The 17,333-nt window shown below is 68.3% G+C and carries 18 protein-coding genes; 8 read left to right on the top strand and 10 right to left on the bottom strand.

Annotated elements, in window-relative coordinates; translation table 11 throughout:
* Positions 1-25 precede the first annotated feature (25 nt).
* Both ACQE3M_RS08090 and ACQE3M_RS08085 read left to right on the top strand, forming a co-directional pair.
* A complete protein-coding gene (locus ACQE3M_RS08090; protein ID WP_430505085.1) occupies positions 26-163 on the top strand; it encodes a hypothetical protein in 138 nt (45 codons plus the stop codon).
* An 89-nt stretch (positions 164-252) separates the two neighbouring features.
* Entirely contained in the window at positions 253-483 is a 231-nt protein-coding gene (locus ACQE3M_RS08085; protein WP_430505084.1) for a DUF7543 family protein, read from the top strand.
* A gap of 39 nt (positions 484-522) precedes the next feature.
* Here the strand turns inward: ACQE3M_RS08085 and ACQE3M_RS08080 are convergent, their stop codons facing one another.
* From ACQE3M_RS08080 to ACQE3M_RS08055, 6 genes are all read right to left on the bottom strand, one after another.
* Complete coding sequence (locus ACQE3M_RS08080; RefSeq protein ID WP_430505083.1) at positions 523-1,305, bottom strand: CBS pair associated ParBc domain-containing protein; 783 nt, start codon at positions 1,303-1,305, stop codon at positions 523-525.
* Positions 1,306-2,155: 850 nt separating this feature from the next.
* Entirely contained in the window at positions 2,156-2,392 is a 237-nt protein-coding gene (locus ACQE3M_RS08075) for a DUF7120 family protein (protein WP_430505082.1), read from the bottom strand.
* A gap of 127 nt (positions 2,393-2,519) precedes the next feature.
* Entirely contained in the window at positions 2,520-3,122 is a 603-nt protein-coding gene (locus ACQE3M_RS08070; RefSeq protein WP_430505081.1) for a CDP-alcohol phosphatidyltransferase family protein, read from the bottom strand.
* Positions 3,123-3,168: 46 nt separating this feature from the next.
* Complete coding sequence (locus ACQE3M_RS08065; protein WP_430505080.1) at positions 3,169-3,678, bottom strand: adenylate kinase family protein; 510 nt, start codon at positions 3,676-3,678, stop codon at positions 3,169-3,171.
* Positions 3,675-4,772 carry a histidinol-phosphate transaminase gene (gene hisC / locus ACQE3M_RS08060; RefSeq protein WP_430505079.1) on the bottom strand — a complete coding sequence of 366 codons (1,098 nt, stop codon included), beginning with the start codon at positions 4,770-4,772 and terminating at the stop codon, positions 3,675-3,677. Before hisC ends, ACQE3M_RS08065 begins: the two co-directional genes overlap by 4 nt.
* Before the next feature lie 87 nt (positions 4,773-4,859).
* Entirely contained in the window at positions 4,860-5,606 is a 747-nt protein-coding gene (locus ACQE3M_RS08055; protein ID WP_430505078.1) for a fumarylacetoacetate hydrolase family protein, read from the bottom strand.
* A gap of 1,222 nt (positions 5,607-6,828) precedes the next feature.
* Between ACQE3M_RS08055 and ACQE3M_RS08050 the strand changes: the two genes are divergently transcribed.
* Positions 6,829-7,548: a metal-dependent hydrolase gene (locus ACQE3M_RS08050; protein ID WP_430505077.1), complete on the top strand. Its 720-nt coding sequence runs from the start codon at positions 6,829-6,831 to the stop codon at positions 7,546-7,548.
* Positions 7,549-7,742: 194 nt separating this feature from the next.
* On the top strand, positions 7,743-8,141 hold the full coding sequence (locus ACQE3M_RS08045; protein ID WP_430505076.1) for an OsmC family protein: 399 nt from the start codon (positions 7,743-7,745) through the stop codon (positions 8,139-8,141).
* Positions 8,142-8,317: 176 nt separating this feature from the next.
* Here the strand turns inward: ACQE3M_RS08045 and ACQE3M_RS08040 are convergent, their stop codons facing one another.
* Positions 8,318-8,452: a hypothetical protein gene (locus ACQE3M_RS08040; RefSeq protein ID WP_430505075.1), complete on the bottom strand. Its 135-nt coding sequence runs from the start codon at positions 8,450-8,452 to the stop codon at positions 8,318-8,320.
* 170 nt (positions 8,453-8,622) lie between these two features.
* Here ACQE3M_RS08040 and ACQE3M_RS08035 point away from each other — a divergent pair, with 170 nt between their 5' ends.
* Positions 8,623-9,396, top strand: coding sequence for a GTP cyclohydrolase III (locus tag ACQE3M_RS08035; protein ID WP_430505074.1), 774 nt, complete (start codon positions 8,623-8,625; stop codon positions 9,394-9,396).
* Between the two features lie 389 nt (positions 9,397-9,785).
* Here ACQE3M_RS08035 and purL read toward each other — a convergent pair whose 3' ends face one another.
* Complete coding sequence (purL, locus tag ACQE3M_RS08030; RefSeq protein WP_430505073.1) at positions 9,786-11,990, bottom strand: phosphoribosylformylglycinamidine synthase subunit PurL; 2,205 nt, start codon at positions 11,988-11,990, stop codon at positions 9,786-9,788.
* A 186-nt stretch (positions 11,991-12,176) separates the two neighbouring features.
* The gene (locus tag ACQE3M_RS08025) at positions 12,177-12,497 is read right to left on the bottom strand and encodes a hypothetical protein (RefSeq protein WP_430505072.1); all 321 of its coding nucleotides are present in this window, start codon (positions 12,495-12,497) and stop codon (positions 12,177-12,179) included.
* A gap of 183 nt (positions 12,498-12,680) precedes the next feature.
* On the opposite strand from ACQE3M_RS08025, the gene ACQE3M_RS08020 reads away from it, so the two are divergent.
* From ACQE3M_RS08020 to ACQE3M_RS08010, 3 genes are all read left to right on the top strand, one after another.
* Positions 12,681-13,364, top strand: a complete 684-nt coding sequence (locus tag ACQE3M_RS08020) for a PHP domain-containing protein (protein ID WP_430505071.1) — start codon at positions 12,681-12,683, stop codon at positions 13,362-13,364.
* Positions 13,361-14,554: an asparagine synthase C-terminal domain-containing protein gene (locus tag ACQE3M_RS08015; protein ID WP_430505070.1), complete on the top strand. Its 1,194-nt coding sequence runs from the start codon at positions 13,361-13,363 to the stop codon at positions 14,552-14,554. The genes ACQE3M_RS08020 and ACQE3M_RS08015 overlap by 4 nt, the downstream gene beginning before the upstream one ends.
* 97 nt (positions 14,555-14,651) lie before the next feature.
* Positions 14,652-15,848: a DnaJ domain-containing protein gene (locus ACQE3M_RS08010; RefSeq protein ID WP_430505069.1), complete on the top strand. Its 1,197-nt coding sequence runs from the start codon at positions 14,652-14,654 to the stop codon at positions 15,846-15,848.
* Between the two features lie 46 nt (positions 15,849-15,894).
* Here the strand turns inward: ACQE3M_RS08010 and ACQE3M_RS08005 are convergent, their stop codons facing one another.
* Entirely contained in the window at positions 15,895-16,680 is a 786-nt protein-coding gene (locus ACQE3M_RS08005; RefSeq protein ID WP_430505068.1) for a uracil-DNA glycosylase family protein, read from the bottom strand.
* Positions 16,681-17,333 lie beyond the last annotated feature (653 nt).

Raw genomic sequence — 17,333 nt, 5'->3', positions numbered from 1 at the left:
GTGCGTTGCTGTTGTCAATTCACCTATGTCATCGGATGGTGTGGGAACCTTCGAATGCCAGAACTGCGACGTGACCGCGGCGTCGACCCAGGTGCCGTACGACGACCTGGGCTACGCCGTCTGTCCGTTCTGCCGGCAGGGGACTGCACCGCGCCGGTCCTGAACAACAGCGCGGGAGCGGCACAGGAGCGGCGCGGGACGAGTCGGCCCCGGAATCCGGCCTTTTTACCGGACTGGCCGCGACTGTCGGGTATGAGCTGGACGCTGGAGCGCGATTCCGAGCACGTCACCGAGTGGGAGCGCAGCGACGACTACGCGACGATCCGTAAACGCGAGCGCGGCGACGGCGGGTTCGTCGTCCGTCTCGACGTGATGGAGCAGGCCGAAGACGAACGACGGTACGAACGGCAATCGTTCTCGGAGGAGCCGGACGCGGACGCGCTCGTGGAGAAGTGGCAGGCCGAGTACGACCTCGAGAAGTAGCGATACCGCGTTCGGCTACGGTTTCGGGCGGGCCCTCGATCACTGGAACCGCTTCGTCCGCTCGACGAGCGGATGGCGGGCGTAGTCGACGATCTCGACGTCCTCGAGCGAGTCGAGCCCCTCGTTCTCGGCCGTCGTCGCCATGCCGAGCTCGACCGGCTCGTCGAGGACGATGACGTAGGCGTCCATCTCCTCGAGGCCCGTCTTGTTGGCCGCCATCACGCGATGGTGGCCGTCCGCGAGGTAGAGCTCGCCGCCGTTGTCGATGACGACGAGCGGTTCCGCGAGTCCGTGTTCCAGCTCGTAGCGCCGCCCTTCGAGCTCGTCGGCGTACACCTTCGCCTGCGTCGGCGTGAGCTCGTCGAGCTCGACCTCCCGGCGCTCCTGGTCGAGGTCGACGCTGTGGATCTGCTGGAGCGTGCGCATCAGCTTCCCGACCTTCTCCGGCGTCGCGCGCTCGATCTGCGACCGGATGACGTCCGTGTTCGAGATGATCCCGACCAGGTTGCCGGCGTCGTCGACGACGGGCAGTTTCTGGATCCCCGAGCGGAGGATGACGCGCGCGGCGTCGGTGACGTTCATCTCGGGATGGGCGACGACCGGGTCGTCGCTCATCACGGTGAAGATCAGTGCGTCGTCGTCCGCGAGCAGCAGGTCCCGCGCCGAGACGAACCCGTGAACCTGTCTCCCCTCCGTTACCGGGAAGCCGTTGTGGCCCTCGCTCTCTACGATCCGCTTCGAAACCTCCGCAACCGTATCGTCGGGCGTGACGGTGGCGACGTCCCGCGTCATGTACTCGTCGACCGACGGCTTCCCGCTCATAGATACGGATAGTCCGTCTCCACGTAAAAAGGGTAGGCGATGTTGGACGAATATTGAGGAGCATTCGAGTACGTGCTCGAATTCGGGGTTTGGTATCGGGTTAGTGTGTATTTCGGTGGAGTGGCTGCTGTACTGGATCAATCTTCGTTTGAAGCTGATTGCCAAGGTGTAGATGCTGTCGTGCTGGATGGCAACGCAGACTTCTTGAAAGTCCTCGGCCGCTCTTGCTTATATACCGGTTTAATAGATGCAGACGCTGCTGCGCTCGACGGCACCGCAAACACCCAGAAAGCCCTCGGCCGCTCGCGGTCGCTCCGTTACACCGCGACCACTGGAAGACGGTCCGGGCTTCCGTTGCGTCTCTCCGCACCGCCCGACGGACAGGTCCGGGCTGCGTCTTCCATGGTCTCGTTCGCTTCGCTCACGAGAGCGGCCGTCGCCCTTTCAGTCCGCCAGGACTGCACCGCTACCGCGACCGAGACAGCGACATCACCGCAACCGCAGCTGCAACGCGCTCCGGCTGCCCGGCGCACGACGCTGGCCCGGTGGCCGCCGCGAACGACACCCGGCCACCACTCCCGGGTGGGACTGAAAGGGGCAGCCGCTGAGCGGGATGCCCTGCGACGTAAGCACCGGAACCCGGCGAACGAACGCAGTGAGCGAGCCGGGTGAGGAGCGCAGCGAGCAGCGCGAGCGCTCAGCGGCTGGGGCTTTCTGGGCGTGCCGAGTGGTGTCGCACCCGTCGGTCAACTCGGCAGTCCACCTGCCTATACGTAGCCCAGGCCGCAACGGTACGAAAATAGCAGTCGCTACTCGGTATGCACCGTCGCGCAAGCAGCAATGGGTCGGCCTAGAGGCGGTCGTCTTCGATGCTGCCGGGGTCCTCGGCCGTATCGAAGAGGTTGTTTTCCGCGCCGGTCACCATATCCGTCTCGCGGTCGTCGTCGACGATCGTGACGTTATACGCCTCGATCCCCGACGAGATGAGCTCCTCGGCCGCCTGCTCCTCGGAGACGAACTCCTGCTCCGCGAGCTGCTGGAATTCCGAGTAGACGTCGTCGGACAGTTTGAGTTCGAATGTCGCCATACCGACCGATAGTTGATGGAGCCTTTTGAACCCCCGGTTCCGCGTGGTTCTTGGCTGGAACTCTGCCGAGGACTGATCAAACTGCCCATTGGGTCGGATCCTCCACAAAATCGGCGGGAACGCGGCCCTACAGGTCCTGCCAGGCGCCCCAGAACCGCTGGAACGCGGTGAGGTGCCCGACGACGGTGAACAGGACGAGCAGGAGGCCGACGACCCCGAGGTCGGCGACGAAGGGATCCGGGTGGATCGCGGCGACGACGCCGGTCACGCCCGCGAGCGCGAGGCGGTCCGCGCGCCCGAGGAGGCCGCCGTACTCCCGGCCGAGCCCGACCGCCTGGATCTGGGTCCCGAGGTAGGAGGTCATCAGCACCCCCGTGACCGCGGCGAGGCCGAGCGCGTAGGCGTCGACGCCCGCCGCGAGGCCGGCAATGATGAGGATGTCGGCGTAGCGGTCGAGCACGTGGTCGAGCAGGTCGCCGCCCTCGCTGGCGACGAGCTGCTTCCGCGCGAGCGCGCCGTCGACGATGTCGAGCCAGCCGTTCATGAACACGAGAAACGCGCCGAGCGCGTAGGCGACGGGGGTCGCGACCGCGAACGCGATTCCCGCGGCGACGGCCGCGCCGAACGCGATGACGCTTACCTGGTCCGGGGTCAGCCCGATCCGGTCGGCGGCCGTCACCCAGGGCCCGAGCAGGCGGTCCGCGAGCGGGCGGAGCTGGTCGAGGGTCATCGGTCGCCCCCCGTGCGGTCCGGTCGCGTTCGCTCCCCCGGCCCCGTCATAGGTACTCCATGAAGTCGACCTCGCCGGCGCTCGGCTCGCGGTCGCCCGCGACGACGCGCTCGATCTCGGCGGCGACTTCCTCCGGCGTTAGCTCCGACGTGTCGATCTCGTAGACGTGGTCCTCGCCGTGCTCCTCCACTGCTTCGGTGAGGACGACGTCGAGCGCCTCGGACTCGGCGTTCTCCCGGGCCGTCGCCTCGCTCTCCCCGCGCTCGAGCAGGCGCGTCTCGATCTGCTCGGGCGTACAGCGCAGCACGACCACGTCGTCGGCGTCGAAGTAGTGCGCAAGGTGGGACTCGAGGATGCCGGACCAGTCGCCCAGCTCCGCGGCGAGGGCGTCGAGGTCGGCGACGAGCGAGCCGCCGCGCGCCTCGTCCTGCTCGATCCAGAGCGACTCGTCGTCCTTGATGCGCTCGTTGAGGTGGATGACGTCGTACTCGTCCTCGAGGTGCTCCGTCGCGCTGGTCTTGCCCGTGCCGGGCGTGCCAGTGACGGCGAGCTTCATTGCGCGTGCACCCCGAGTTCGAGGGCTGCGAGGACGTCGTTGAGCGTGTCGACGGCTGCTTTCGTCCCCTCGCGCGTGCCGGTCGAGATGCGGACGCAGGCCGGCAGCCCGAACGAGGAGCAGTCGCGGATGATGACGCCCTCCTGCTGGGCCGCCTCGCTGAACGCTTCCGCGTCGCCGACCTCGGCGAGCACGAAGTTCCCCTCGGAGGCGAACGTCGGCGCGTCGAGCTCCTCGCGGATATACTCGCGCGCCCACCTGGCCGTCTCGACGCTCGTTGCGACGTGGTCGTCGTCGTCGAGGGCGGCGTGGGCCGCGCGGCAGGCCAGTTCGCTCGCGGCGAAGGGGGTGTTGATACGTGCGTACGCGTCGGCCCAGTCCTCGGGCACGAGACAGTAGCCGACGCGGAGCCCGGCCAGCCCGTACGCCTTCGAGAACGTACGGAGGACGGCGACGTCGTCGCGCTCCTCGACCAGCGACACGGCGCTGTCGACCTCGGCGAACTCGCCGTACGCCTCGTCGACGACGACGAGCGTCTCCTCGGCCGTCGCCGCCGCGAGCTTCCGGACCTCATCGACCGGCATCGCGGAGCCGGTCGGGTTGTGCGGGGAGGTGACGTAGACGATGCGCTCGCCGCCGTAGGACTCGAGGACGGTCTCGGCGGTCTGCGCGAAGTCGTCCGCCTTCGAGAGCGCGTAGTTGTTCACGTCGCCGTGGTGGTAGCGCGCGCTCATCCCGTAGTAGGCGAAGCCGGGCTCCGGCGCGAGGACGTCGTCGTCCGGTTCGAGCATTGCCCGGGAGAGGTAGTCGATCGAGCCGTCGGCGCCCGGGGAGAGCCACACCTGCTCGTCGGCGACGCCCCACTGCGCGGCGAGTCGCTCGGTCAGGTCCGTGTGGGAGGCCTTCGGGTAGACGCTGATCTTCTCGGCGTTGTCCCGGATGGCCTGGACGGCCTGCGGGCTGGCGCCGTGAGGGTTCTCGTTCGACGAGAGCTTGATGACTTCGTCGGGGTCGAGGCCGAGGTCGCGAGCGACCTCCTCGACGCCGCGGCCGGGAACGTACTCCGAGTGAGTCGAGAGATCCCGTGGTTGCATGGTCGTACGTGGCAGGGGAGCGCCCTTAAGGGTGCCCGATGTGGTTCGGCCGGTGGCGACGGGCAGTCGCGCAGAAAGAGGTAGCCCTCAGTGTTCGTCGGGGTCGACGACGTCGTGTTCGAGCACGCCAACGCCCTCGATCTCGACCTCGACCGTGTCGCCGTCGGAGAGCGGGCCGACGCCGGCGGGCGTGCCGGTCGAGATCACGTCGCCTTCCTCGAGCGTCTGGTAGGTCGTGATCTCCTCGATGAGCTCCGGCACGGCGAAGATGAACTCCTCGCGGGAGGAGGCCTGCTTCGTCTCCCCGTTGACCCGGAGTTCGACGGACGCGTCGGCGGGGACCTCCTCAGGCGTCGCCAGCACGGGCCCGAGCGGGGCGGCGTTGTCGAACGCCTTCCCGCGAACCCAGTTCTGCTCGACGCGCTGGTCGTCGCGGTTCGAGATGTCGTTCATGCAGGTGAAGCCGGCGACGACGTCCATCGCGTCGTCGGCGTCGACGTTGCGGCACTGCTCGCCGATGACGACCGCGAGCTCGGCCTCCCACTCGACGCGGTCTTTCCCCGCGGGGAGCGCGACGGTGTCGCCGTGGCTCGAGAGCGCGTTCGGCGGTTTTAAGAAGAGGAGCGGGCGGTCGGGGATCTCCGAGTCCTGCTCCGCGGCGTGGTCGGCGTAGTTCAGCCCGACGCAGACGATCTTCGTCGGGTCCGCGGGCGGGAGAACGTCGACCTCGTCGAGTGCGTACTCCTCGCCGCCGAAGGCGACGGTCTCGGTGTCGGTGTCGTAGGTTCCTTCACGGACCGATCCGGCCGGGTCGCGGAATCGCGCGGTGTGCATACGTACCCGTCTACGCCATCCGGCAAAAGGGATCGGCTTGCGGCGACACGGTCGACGTCCGGTTCCGGGGAGTACTCGACTGTGGTTTGCGAAGTGCAATTTCTGGTGATGGATGCCCGGAACCAGGGGGACTGGCTACTGTAAGCTCAGCAAACGTCGGGGAAGACCTCGGCCGCACTTTATAAACGGGGTTGAGCAGGTGATACGGGCTTGCTCTCGACAGCACCGCAAACACCGGGAAAGCCTTCGGCCGCTCTCGGTTATAAATCGAAAGAACGGGTGCAGACGCTGCTGCCGCTCGCGCTTATAAACTGGAAGGACCGGTGCAGACGCTGCTACACTCAACCAGAACAGCATGAAAGCCCTCGGCCGCTCGCGGTCGCTGAGCGGGATATCCGCGGCTCTCCGCACCGCCCGCCGCGGATAGGGCCCGTCTCAGCGACTCCCCTGCGGCGCGACCGGCCGCGCCCTTTCAGTCCGCCAGGACCGCAACAGCTCCGCAACCGCGACAGCACAGCAACCGCAATACCTCAGCCCTCCCCAGCCTCGGCCGGAGGCGCGCCGAAACAGCACCGCCTCGGCGCGCCACCGGCCTCCCTCGCACGCGTTGCTCGCGCGCGCCGACCGCTCCGCCCCGCACGCCGGGAAGCCGGAGAGCGTCGACGGCCACCCAACCGGCACATGCGAGGTCCGGCCACCACTCCTGGGCGGGACTGAAAGGGGCAGCCGCTGAGCGGGACGCCCTGCGACGCAAGCGACGCGAGAGCGAAGCTCTCGCTAGTCTGAGGCTTCGCCTCAGGCACCGCAGCCAGCGAACGAGCGACCGAAGGGAGCAAGTGAGCTGGTGAGGAGCGCAGCGAGCAGCGCGACCGGTCAGCGGCTGGGGCTTTCTGGGCATGCTGAGTGGTGTCGCCGGCGACGACAGAGAAGTTTGTTTATAAGCGCGACCGGTCAGCGGCTGGGGCTTTCTGGGGATGCAGAGTGGTGTCGCCTGCTTCGTCGACGTTTGTTTATAAGCACAACCAGTCATCGACTGGGCTTTCCGGGTGTACTGAGTGCGTCCACAATGAAGACCCCCATCCCATTTATAAGAAAGAACGCTCGCGGCCGTGGTCAGGTGAGTCGACTACCACCTTCAGTTCACGCGGCAATCTCACCGGGAAAACCACGCCAACCCGGAGTCGACTTTTATAAGGATTCGCCGTAAACTACCAATCGACTCATGGAACTCACCTGGCATGGCCACTCGACGTGGCACGTGACGGTCGGCGACACCGAACTCCTGATCGATCCCTTCTTCGACAACCCGAAAACGGACACCGATCCCGAGGAGCTCGATCCCGACTACGTCCTGCTGACCCACGGGCACGCGGACCACATCAGCGACGCGAACCATTACGAGGACGCGACGCTGATCGCGACGCCCGAGCTGGTCGGCTACATGCAGGACAACTACGACTACGAGGACGCCGTCGGCGGCATGGGGATGAACCTCGGCGGCACTGTCGAGGTCGGCGACGCCTTCGTGACGATGGTCCGCGCGGACCACTCGAACGGCATCGAAACCGGCTACGGCACCTCCGCCGGGATGCCGGCCGGCTACGTCATCTCCGACGGGCGACCGACCCACGAGCTCGACGTCGAGACGAAGACGTTCTACCACGCCGGCGACACGAGCCTGATGGTGGAGATGCGCGAGGTCATCGGCGCGTACCTCGAACCCGACGTCGCCGCGCTCCCGGTCGGCGACCACTTCACGATGGGGCCGGCACAGGCCGCCGTCGCCGCCGACTGGCTCGACGTGGAGACGGTGCTGCCGATGCACTACGACACGTTCCCGCCGATCGAAATCGAGACGGAGGACTTCCAGCGCGAGGTCAGGGCCAGCGCCGCCGTCGCCGAGCCCGTCGTCCTCGACGGCGACGAGACGTTCAGGCTGTAGGCCGTTCGACCCCGCCGCGTCGGTCTGTGGACCGCGCGTCGTCAGTCATTTGACCGCGCGTCGTCGGTCGTTTGGCCGTCCCCTGTCACCCGTCGACCCACTCTGTCGACCCGCCCCGTCGACACCGACTTTTTCTCGTGCTACTGCGACGCATAGCAACCTTTAGGCGGTCGGCGACCAAGCATCCAGTCGTCATGTCCGACATCGAAACCACCACCGTTAGCGAGGAAGGGTACGCGTGTACGAGCCAGGTCGGCGACTTCGACCTCCAGATCGACGCCACCGACGAAACCGGGCCGAACCCGAACGCGGCGCTGGTGGCCACCTACGCCTCCTGTTTCATCCCGGCGTTCCGCGTCGGCGCCCAGCAGCGCGGTGAGGAAGACCTCGGCAAGCTCCAGATCGACGCCTCGGCCGAACTCGACGACGACGACGACCTCGCGTCGATCGACTTCGACCTCCACGTCGAGGCCGACCTCGACGACGAAACTTTCGACGAGATCGTCGGGCGCGCGGAGGGCATCTGTCACGTCCACGACGCGCTGCGCGACGAACTCGAAGCGGACGTCTCCGTCCACGGCGGCGCGTTCTAACGGCGACACCGCCGCGGCCATCGGCCACCGATTTTTTCGTTCTCGATCGAACGGCTGCAGCTCGGGGGTTTAAAAGTAAGACAGTAAGACAGGCAGACAGCCACCCAGCCAGCCACCCTTCCCCCGTTGTCAACCGCTCTCGCTTCGGGAAAGCGTTCGACGGATTCCAGGCGGCGCTACCCGTGGCTTTCGGGGCGCGTAACGCGCCCTTCTACCACGACGACCTCGTCTTCCTCGTCGGTCGCGAAGTCGCCGGCCTCCTCACGTTCCGGGCTACTGCGCCAGACATAGGGAAAGTCGAACCCATCCATATGGGTAACGTTTCGACGTTCGATAATAAGCCTTTGGTAGCTGGTAGCATTCCTCCCGAACCGTTTACCGTGCCGATCCCGGACGCCGGCAATGTTTTCCAGATGCGTGATCCGTCACAAGGAGGGGATAACGGAAGGGTAAAACGACCCCAGGTCCAAGCGCTGGCACAGTGACGACCACCCAGTTGACACTCGTCCAGATCGACAACTACGGTCCCTGGACGGTGACGCCGGAGCCCCGACGAGAGATGGATCTACAGACGCTCCAGTCGCGGCTGTTCGCCGACCTCGCGCAGTTCGTCGGCTCTCGCGATGCGTACGTCTTCTTCACCCGGTTCGACAACATGGTCGCGGTGACGAACGGGCTCGACCGCGACGCGCACGCCAAGCTCCAGGAGTCGATCCGGAACCGCTACCCGGTGACGATCAGCCTCGGCGTCAACGTCGCCGAGTCGCCGATCCAGGCGCTCGAAGCGGCGACGGAGCGCGTCCAGGAGGCCGGCAGCGCCCAGGACCAGTCGCGGACGGAGGTGCTCGCGGGCGAGTACCTCGCCGAAACCACGGCCGACGACCTCGCCATCGCGCACTTCGACGTGAACGACGCGACGGGCAAGTACACGGACCAGCTCAACGAGTTCGATTCCTTCATCCAGATCGAGCAGGGATACGCCTCCCTCATGCGCTACATGCGCGAGGAACACGGCGCCCTCTCCTTCTTCGTCGGCGGCGACAACATCATCTCGGTCTGCCCGGACCTGACCGAAGCCGACTACCAGGGCGCTATCGACCACGTGCACGAGGAGGCGGGTGTCGACCTCAAGGTCGGCGTCGGCCACGGTGCGAACGCCCACGACGCGGGCATCGCCGCCAAACATGCGCTCGAGGACTGCCGCTACGAGGGGACCACGGTCGAGTTCGCCGAACCCGAAGCCCTCGCGGACTGAAGGACGAACGCCGAGCTACTCGGCGTCGTCCGCGAACATCGACGCTCGAACACGCCGGATGGTCGTCGGCGACCGTCGCCGGCAAGGGTGGGTCCGAACCCAGCAGCTGGGCCCGGCGGACGCGAGCCGAAATCCAGCCGGCACTGCTGGCCATTAGATCTTTTGGCATTCACTCACAAGATCACTACGCATCGGTCCGAGCGACGACGGATCGGTGCAAAACTCCGAAGTTAGGCAGAACCGCCGGACTTGCGTGGGTACCACTGCGACGCGGGCGGAAATTTCCGAACTCGCACGCTCGTTCCCCTCATTTTTCGATTCCCTCAACCGATGTGGCTCAGCCACGAGAATTGACGGCGGGGCGTAGCCACGCCAACTGGCGGTACGGCTCAGGCGAGCTCGCGCTCGATGACGTCGCGTAGCTCCCGCACCGTATCTGCCGAGACCGACACGGAGTCGCCGCCGACCGTGAGGTCGAGCGTGCCGTCGGTCGTCAGGTCGCCGAGGCGGAGCACGGGCACGTCGCCCGCGAGGTCGGCCACCGCTTCCGAATCGGTCGTCTGGACGAGGAGCCGGCCGGGCGTCTCGTCGAACGCCGCGACGCGGTCCGGAAGCTCGACGTCGGCGCCGGCTTCCTCGGTGATCAGTTCCGCGAGCGCGACGGCGAGGCCGCCGTCGCTGACGTCGTGCGTCGCGAGCGTCGCGTCGTGGCGAGCGATCTCGGCGAGCGTCGACACGAGCGAGCCCGGCTCGTCGGGGAGGGCGGGGAACGCGTCCTCGCCGCCGACCTGGGCGAGGTACTCCGAGCCGCCGAGCGCGTCCCCGCCGGCGCCGACGAGGAGCAGTTCCGCGTCGTCGACGGCGTCGCCGGCGAGCGCCGCGGGCGGCGCGTCGTAGCCGCGTTTCGTGCCGATGAGCGCGAGCGTCGGCGTCGGCGCGATGGGGCCGGCCTCGGAGTCGTTGTACAGCGAGACGTTGCCGCCGACGACCGGCGTATCGAGGTCGGCGCACATCTCCGCGAGGCCGTCGACGATGCCCTTGAAGCCGCCGTAAACGTCGGGCTTCTCGGGGTTCCCGCCGTTGAGACAGTCGACCGCGGCGAGCGGTACCGCGCCCTTGGCCGCGAGGTTCGTCGCGTTCTCCAGCGCGACCGCGCGAGCGCCGTCGTAGGGTGCAGCCTCGGTCCAGTTCGGGACGGCGCCGGACGAGAGCGCGAGGCCGACGCCCGCGTCGGGGTCGTCGCTCTCGGCGGGCGTCGCGCCCGCTTCCCTGATGGCCATGATGGCGGCGTCGTCGCCTGGCTTGCGGGCGGTCCGCGCCCCGACCTCGTGGTCGTACTGGCGGTAGACCCAGCGCTTGCTCGCGGTGGAGGGGCTCGAGACGACCGCCTCGAACGCGTCCGCGAGGTCGACGTCGGGCAGGTCGCGTTCGGGCTGGGTCGGTTCCTCGCTCGCGAGGTCGTTCATCGGCGCGCCCTCCGCGAGGTACTCGGCGTCGACGTCGACGACCGTCTCGCCCTCGAACGTGCAGGTGTAGTTGCCCGCAGTTACCTCGCCGATGACCGAACAGCCGAGGTCGAACCGGCCCGCAAGTTCGGCGACGCGGTCGACGTTCTCCGGCGCGACCTCGTACACCATCCGCTCCTGAGACTCCGCGAGGAGGATCTCCAGCGCCTTCATGTTCGGCTCGCGCTGATGGACGCGCTCCAGCTCGATGTCCGCGCCGAGGTCGCCTTTGGCGACGAGTTCGGAGGAGGCGCCCCCGAGCCCGGCCGCGCCGAGGTCCCGCGCCGCGAGCACGAGGTCCTCGTCGACGAGCGCCTCGCTACACTCGATGAGGAGCTTCTCCGAGTAGGGGTCGCCGACCTGGACCGCGGGCCGGTCCTCGGTCTCCGCGTCCTCCGCGAGGTCCTCGGAGGCGAAGGAGGCGCCGCCGAGGCCGTCGCGCCCGGTCGCGTTGCCGACGAGGACGAGCTTGTTGCCCGGCTCCTTCGCGGTCGCCGTGACCAGTCGGTCCTCGTCCGTCAGGCCGACGCAGGCGACGTTGACGAGTGGGTTCCCCTCGTAGCCGGCGTGGAAGGCGACGCTGCCGCCGACGGTGGGGACGCCGATACAGTTGCCGTAATGGGAGATGCCCTCGACGACGCCCTCGAAGAGGTAGCGGGAGTGCTCGCGGTCGAAGTCGCCGAAGTACAGCGAGTCGAGCAGCGCGATGGGGTATGCGCCCATCGACAGCGTGTCGCGGACGATGCCGCCGACGCCCGTCGCGGCGCCGTCGAACGGGTCGACGTAGGAGGGGTGGTTGTGGCTCTCGACGCCGAACGTGACGTAGGTATCGCCGTAGTCGTCGGCGTCGCGTTCGCTCGGGGGCTGGTCGGCGGCGTCGGGCTCGGGGAGGGCGAGGACAGCCGCGTCGTCGCCGGGACCGACGACGACCTGGTCGCCCTCGCTCTCGAAGGCGCCGAGCAGCGGGCGGGAGGAGCGGTACGCGCAGTGTTCGCTCCAGAGATTTTCGAACAGCGCCGCCTCCGCCGCCGTCGGCTCCCGGTCGAGCTCCGCGGTCACGAGCTCGCGATCCGATTCGGGCAGGCTCATTCACTTGTATGGTTACTTCGGCCACTCTAATGCTTTTCCATACCCACGTCCGTGGATCGTTTTTCGAAACCGCCGAACGCGACGTCCTCCGTCGCCGCTACAAGGGGGTCGAGACTGCTACGGGGTGTTCGGGATCGAGACTGCTACGGGGTGTTCGGGATCGAGACTGCTACGGGGTGTCCAGATTTACTCGTCCGCGTGCGCGGCCAGGGTGTTCGCGTCGACGATCGTCTTGAACAGCGCGCCGATGAGTCCGCCGAACAGAAGGGCAGCGCCGGCGACGGTCACAACGAGGCCGACGATCATCGCTATCGTTTGTGGCAGCGTCCCCCCGTGACCGACCAGGACCCAGGGCTGGAGGAACAGCGCCAGACCGAGTGAGGACAGCAGCCAGCCGAACAGGAACACGATGACGAGACGCCGCATGTCGGGGCTCAACGCGTACGCGAACGCGGACTCGAAGGTGACGTCGTCGCGAGCCAGTGCGCGTTCCGAGGAATCGCCCATACGCAAGCCGCACGCGGACGGTGCATAATGATACCGGCGACGCCGACGCCAAGATTTTAAAAAGGTCGTTGGAGTCCCTACAGCGGCTCGGACTCCGGAACGAAAGCCGAATCGTTCTCGACCCGGCGCGAAAACAGCCCCCGGACCGCACCGCTTTTGAACTAACCTGCCATAGCGACGCCCGTGCTATCGGTCGAGCTGCATACCCATTCCGAGCTCTCGCACGACGGCCGCGACCCGGTCGACATGCTGTTAGCGCAGGCTGAAGCGGTCGACCTCGACGCCATCGCCGTCACCGACCACGACGAGATCGACGCGAGCCGCGAGGCCGCGGAGAAGGCCGCCGACTACGGCCTCGTCGGCATCGTCGGTATGGAGGTGACGAGCGCCGCCGGCCACGTGCTCGCGTTCGGCATCGACGAGCTCGTCCCCTCCGGGCTCCCGTACACGGAAACCCTCGACCGCATCCACGAACAGGGCGGGATCGCCGTCGTTCCCCATCCCTTCCAGAAGTCGCGCCACGGCGTCGCCGCGCACATCTCCGATGCGGAACTCGCCAGCGCGGACGCCATCGAGGTGTACAACTCCCGCCTGCTGACGGGGCGCTCGAACCGCCAGGCCGAGCGCTTCGCGGTCGCTCACGACGTGCCGATGACCGCCGGCAGCGACGCCCACGTCTCCGAGATGGTCGGGCAGGCGGTCACCGAAGTCGACGCCACGGAGCGGTCCGCGGAGGCCATCCTCGACGCCATCGCCGCCGGCGAGACGAGCGTCCTCGGCCGCCGCACGCCCTGGCACGTCTCCTTCCGCCAGGCGGCCGGCGGCGCGAAGCGCCGCGTCATCCGGAAGCTCCGGGAGCTTCGATGACCCGGCTCCGCGGTGCGTCGCCCGACGCCGTCCGCGAGGCGCTGGCTACCGCGACGCCGCTCTCCGGAAGCGACGGGTTCGCGGGACTCCTGCGGAACCCGCCGACCGCGGACGGGCCGGCCCTGGTCAGGGACGTTCTCGGCCGCGAGCCGCTGTTCGTCGAGGCCGACCAGGCCGAGTCGCTCGCGGCCCCGGAGTCCGCGACCGACGATGACGAGGGTGAGGACGAGTACGAGAACGGGAACGGAGCGTGGAGCTTCGACCCGACCGACCTCGACGACCCGCGGTCAGTCCCGGCGGGGGCAGTCCTGACTCGGACCGGTGGCCGGCAAGCGCTGGCGCTACCGGATCCGCCCGCCGCTGAGCCGACCGATGCGATGGACGCGGTCGAGTCGGCGCTGACGGAGGCGACGACCGCCGTCGGCGCCAACGCCGACGCCGACGGGCTCGCGGTCGCCTTCTCCGGCGGCGTCGATTCCGCGCTCGTCGCCGGTGGCGTGCCCGACGCCCCCTGTTACGTCGCTGGCTTCGAGGGGTGTCACGACGTGGCCGCCGCCCGCGACGCCGCGGCCGAGATGGACCGGGACCTGCGCGTCGTCGAGATTACCCACGAGGACCTCCGGCGTGCCGTCCCGGAACTCGTCGCCGCGACCGGCCGCCGCAATCCGATGGACCTCAATATCGCCCTGCCGCTCTACCTGACCGCCGAGGCCGTCGCTGCCGACGGGTACGACCGGCTGGCGCTCGGGCAGGGCGCCGACGAGCTGTTCGGCGGCTACAGCAAGGTCGTCGAGCCCGAGGACGACGACCGGGTCGCGGCCGAGACGGTCCGGGGTGCGCGCACGGAGACGGTCCGAACGCTCCCCGACCAGCTCGAACGCGACGTGCTCGCGCTCCGGGCGGCGGGCGTCGAGCCCGTGACGCCGCTGCTGGCCGACGTCGTCGTCGACGCCGCGCTGCGCCTTCCGGAGGGCCTGCTCGCCACGCCCGGGGAGCGGAAGATCGCCCTCCGCCGAGCGGCCGCGGGCGACGTCCCGGAGTCGGTCCGGACCGCCGACAAGAAGGCCGTCCAGTACGGCACCTACGTCTCCCGCGAGCTCGACCGGCTCGCCAGGCAGGCGGGATTCAAACGCCGGATGGACGACCACGTCGGGCAGTACGTCGACGCGCTCGTCGCCGGCGACGTCTGAATCGTTGCCGGCGGGGACCACGTTTCGTCGGGCTCCCGGTCGGCCCGCCGTTGGATGGCGGTACCTATTAACGTCCCGAGCGGCAAGCGACGCGGGAATGCCCGCGGACTTCTACGACCTGCTGGAGGTCGACGAGGACGCCTCCGAGGACGAGATCAAGCGCGCCTACCGCGACAAGGCGACGCGCTACCATCCGGACGTCAACGACGACCCGCGGGCCACTGACCAGTTCGCGACGCTGAACAAGGCGCGCGACGTGCTGACCAGCTCGAAGGAGCGCGCCAGATACGACCGCCTCGGCCACCGCGACTACGTCGCCCAGCACCTCGACGGGCTCCCGACGATGACCCGCCCGGGCCAGAACGAGGAGGCCGATTCGAGCGACGAGAACGGGAGCGGAGCCGATGAGACTACCGGCACCGGCTCGGGCTCGGATTCCGACGGTGATTCGCCCGAGTACGGCCGGGGAACCGGCGGCACCGGGACCGCGACCAACCGGACTCGTTCGGGAGCCACCGGGAGCGCCTCTGGAACGTCGAGTCCCGGATCCGGCGCCGGCGCGTCCAGCGGATCCTCGGCGGGCGCGTCGTCGAACAGCTCGACGAGCACCTCGACGAATACCTCGTCGAACCGCTCGTCGAGCACCAGATCGACGTCGGCGTCGGGCTCCACGTCGGGTTCCGCGTCGTCGAGGGCGTCCCGTACCGGGACCGGAAGCGGATCGACAGCCTCCACAGGTTCGACGGGGGCCGGCAGGGCGTCCACGTCGACCCGGACCGGAACCCGGCAGTCGACCGGCCGGACGACCTCCCCGTCACCCAGTCCGCGCCGGGTCGGACTCCGTCGTGGCTGGATCGCGGCCATCGTCGCGCTGTTGTGCTACCTCGCGGGGCTCGGCGCGTTCGCGACCGTCGCCAGCGACGGCGCGTCGGCGGCGATCGCGGCCCTGCAGGCGAACCCGGTCGGGGCACTCACCGCGCCGTCGCCGCTGGCGGACCCGGTAGCCATCACGCTCGCGGCGATCGAGGCGGCGACGGCCGGCAAGGTGATCCCGGCGCTGCTCGTGCCGGTCGGGCTGGTGGCGCTGCCGCTGACGGTGACGGTCTCGGTCGTCAGGTTCGGGCAGGGGACCGCGTACCTCTACGGCGCGGGCGTCGTGGTCCCGCTCGTCTGGGTCGGCGCGCGGACCGCGGTCGCGGCGCCGCTCGCCGCGGACCTGGTCGCGCTCGTCGTCGTCCCGTTGCTCGCCGCGCTCTGGTTCCTCGTCGACGTCGGGCGCTACCTGCGCGGCTGAGGGATCGGATCGAACGATGCGCGTCGCTGGAAACGCGTTATAAAAGCTACCGGACCAGATACGGCTCGTCGCCAGGAAGGAACCGTCCGAGGTCAGCCTCGCGGTGGTAGTCGGTCCGCTGGAGTTCCTGTAGCGACTCGACGAGTCGGTCGGCGTCGCCGGCCTCCCACTCGCTCGGGTCGCGGATTGGAACGACGAGCCAGCCCGAGCCCCGGATCTCCTGGCCGTGGAGCGTCTCCATGTCGACCTCGGTGTCGCGGGCGCGAGCCGTGTACTGTTCGAGGACGTGCTCGGTTGCCCGTTCGCCCACGGGCAGGAGGACGTGGGCCGCGATGGCGCGGAGCTCCGCGTCGAAGAAGCGGTCCATGTCCGCGTAGTCGTCCGCGGACGGTTCGCCTTCCGGCAGGCACATGTGGAGGTACGAGAGGAAGGTGCGGTCGACGGTCACCGGATACTCGCCGGTCCGGTCGGTCAGACCGTCGCCGTCGCTCGCGAGTGCCTGGTCGCCGTCCGCGGCCTCCGCGGCGTCCAAGGCGTCCACGGCGTCCGCACTGTCCGCGGCGTCGTCGTCCGCCTCGTGTGCCTCGTCGGCGGCAAGGTGGTCACCCGTCGTCGCGTCTCGGAGCAGCCCGCCGCGAACGAGCGCGTCGAAGAAGGCCGCCGACCACGGCTCGCCGGCGAACGGGACTGCGTCGTCGAGGCCGCCGTGGACGCCCGGGTGGTCCCCGACGACGTGGAAATCCGCGTTCGCGTCGCCGAATCCGGGAACGTACGCGCTACAGGGCGGCGTCATTCCGAAGGGATTCCGCGTCCGATCCGTTACGTTTCGCACGCCTTCCCGTAGTGTGTCGTGGTTTATAAGCGCATCCGGTTGGGTCGGTTCGGATCTGTCGCCTGGGTTGCTGTCGCGTTCGACCGCGACGTATGCCTTTGGAGAGTTCTTTCTTGCTTATAAGCTGTATATCGTTGCACAGGTGCTGTTGCTCTCGACAGCACCGCAAACGTCCAGAAAGCCCTCGGCCGCTCTTGCTTATAAACTGGATCCACAGGTGCAGACGCTGCTGCGCTTGCCAGCACCGCGAACACCCAGAAAGCCCTCGGCCGCTCGCGGTCGCTGTCCCGAAAATCGAAGATTTTCGGGCTCCGAGAAATCTTCGATTTCTCGCGAAGCAGGATATCTGCGCTCTCCGCACCGCCCGCGCAGATAGTGCCTGTCTCAGCGACTCCCCTCCGGCGCGAGCGGCCGTCGCCCTTTCAGTCCGCCAGGACCGCAACCGCGACGGCAACGGCGCCCGCAACGCGACCGCACAGCTGCCGCAAGCCTCAGCCCTCCCCAGCCTCGGCCGGGGCGCGCCGGCACCGCCTCGGAAGACGGTCCGAGCTGCCTGCGGTAGCGGGCTGCCGGGCTGCGACTTCCGGCCCCTCGTTCGCTCCGCTCACGAGGACACCACCGCGGCGCGCCCCGCCCTCCCTCGCACGCGTTGC

This window comes from Halosubterraneus shenae, assembly GCF_050510935.1.
Classification (GTDB): Archaea; Halobacteriota; Halobacteria; order Halobacteriales; family Haloferacaceae; genus JBDGPU01.
The sequence above is the reverse complement of the archived record's forward strand: the minus strand, read 5'-3'. Positions and strand labels throughout refer to the sequence as shown.